At 33.1% G+C, this 239-nt stretch carries 1 pseudogene; it reads right to left on the bottom strand.

Features of this window, described 5'->3' with window-relative positions:
* A pseudogene (locus tag ACRHNM_RS18050) lies at window positions 1-239 on the bottom strand (tRNA (guanine-N1)-methyltransferase); the annotation flags it as partial.

Below are 239 nucleotides of genomic sequence, written 5' to 3'. Positions count from 1 at the left end.
TAGTGAATCTAAAACATTGGCCTTTAACTTTAATAACCAAGCTTGTTTTACAGCTTCGTAAGGTTGCCCATTTGTACCTTTAAAGTTTCCAGATTTTCTAAAAACATATTCAAATTGACTATCTATATTACCGCTATCTAAAGAGTATTGTTCACCAGCATCGTCTTGCTGAGTTTGTGCGGTTAAGGTTTGTAGGTTAAAGGTAACTATAAGAATTACAGTGACTTTAGCTAAAAACT

The sequence above is a fragment of the Psychroserpens mesophilus genome, from assembly GCF_050617655.1.
GTDB lineage: Bacteria > Bacteroidota > Bacteroidia > Flavobacteriales > Flavobacteriaceae > Psychroserpens > Psychroserpens mesophilus_A.
This window is presented reverse-complemented; position numbering and strand designations above follow the sequence as displayed.